At 41.6% G+C, this 1,772-nt stretch carries 2 protein-coding genes; one reads left to right on the top strand and one right to left on the bottom strand.

Annotated features, from left to right (window positions below):
* Positions 1-206: 206 nt before the first annotated feature.
* A complete protein-coding gene (locus NWQ57_RS17950) occupies positions 207-677 on the top strand; it encodes a Dps family protein (RefSeq protein ID WP_306023547.1) in 471 nt (156 codons plus the stop codon).
* 55 nt (positions 678-732) lie between these two features.
* On the opposite strand, the gene NWQ57_RS17945 is transcribed toward NWQ57_RS17950, so the two are convergent.
* A complete protein-coding gene (locus NWQ57_RS17945; RefSeq protein WP_306023546.1) occupies positions 733-1,407 on the bottom strand; it encodes a YitT family protein in 675 nt (224 codons plus the stop codon).
* Positions 1,408-1,772 lie beyond the last annotated feature (365 nt).

Raw genomic sequence — 1,772 nt, 5'->3', positions numbered from 1 at the left:
TCATGGTAAAACTAGATTACTACAATCGTTTTTACTACTTAGCGCTAAGCACTTGATTAATGTTAACTTAGCCTCATGTCTTGTTACGACATCAAATTTTTTTGTTTCGGGCTGGCACGTCAAGATTAGCAACATTGAGTTGAACTTGAATGTGGTGAAATACCCCAAGCATCAGAGCGTAAACTAATCTAATTAAGGAGCTAACTATGAGCACTATTGATATTGGAATTAATCAAGCGGATCGTCAAACTATTGCTGAGGGTCTAAAACGCTTACTGGCTGATACCTATACTCTGTACTTACAAACCCATAACTTTCACTGGAATGTAACAGGCGCACGTTTCCGTGAACTACATTTAATGTTTGAAGAGCACTACACCGAATTAGCGGTAGCGGTAGATGACATAGCAGAACGTATCCGTACCTTAGATGTAGCAGCACCGGGCACCTATAAAGAGTTTGTACGTTTAAGCTCAATTGAAGAAGTTGAAGGTGTTCCGCAAGCAGCAGAAATGGTGCAGATATTAGTTAAAAGCCATGAATCAGTGGTGAAAACCTGCCGAACAGTGTTGAAATCAGCACAAGAAGCTGATGATGAGTCAACTGCCGCGTTAGTGTCTGACCGCATGCGCTTGCATGAAAAAACCGCTTGGATGTTACGTGCATTAACGCAATAAGCGGTTTAATAATTAAAAAAGGTGCATTGATTGCACCTTTTTTATTGAACTTGGTTTATTTAAAGGTGCTGCACACCGACTCATGTAACTCAATATCTTTTTGCTCGCTTGGTTTTTTCGCTTTGACCTCAACAAAGGCTTGATAACGACCGGGTTTATGATTCACCGCTATTAGCAAGTTTAAAGTAATCGCCCCCATTACGGATAACAGCACCACATCAAAAGAATACATCAATAGCGACGAACTCAAGATTAAAGTGTCAACTAACAAACCAAAGTTGCCGGCGCGGATTGAATATTTATTTTGTAAAAAAAGCGCCAAAATACCTAAACCACCTAAGCTCGATTTATGCCTGAACATAATAAGTAAACCCACCCCAATTAACATGCCGCCCACTGTGGCCGCGAAGACCGGATGTACCTCTTCAATTTTAATCAACATCGGCATGTATTCGGTCATTAACGACACCATAGTCACCGAAATAAAGGTATTGATGGTGAAGCGCTTTGAAAGCTGAGTCCATGCAATAAAGTAAAAGGGCACATTAATTAAGAAAAATAAGGCACCGAAACTTAACGAGGTAAAGTGCATACCGATAATGGCTAATCCAGCTGTTCCTCCGGTGATCAGCTGATGACTGTTAAACAGGGTTACGCCAAAAGACACCATGACACCTGCACAGAATAAAGCCATAACATCTTCATAAAATCGGTGGGTAGGAAATTGCATGAAAAGAAACACCTTTAGCTGCGTAATGAACAAAATCACTGACCGTGTCACGGCCAGCAAGCCCTAAGTGAAACAAGACGGTTTCAAGGGTGCGCAGTGTACCGAACCAGACTCATTTTAATAGTCTGCTCAGCAAGACACTTGCTGCTATTTTATACAGCACTGTTCACACAGCTTTACGACTTTCGACACTATGGTAAACAGGGTGTTGACGGATTGTTATCGCGCCCGAAATTTGCCAAGGCACTCATGTTGAACGAGCATAAATAAGGGCTAAACTTAGGCGGTTAAATAGGCGGTAAACAAGGGTTGAAGCAGCAAAGAGATGCAAAACATTCAGCATACTAGCTGATTACGCCCGCGTT

This window comes from Paraglaciecola sp. (assembly GCF_030730205.1).
Classification (GTDB): Bacteria; Pseudomonadota; Gammaproteobacteria; order Enterobacterales; family Alteromonadaceae; genus Paraglaciecola.
The sequence above is the reverse complement of the archived record's forward strand: the minus strand, read 5'-3'. Positions and strand labels throughout refer to the sequence as shown.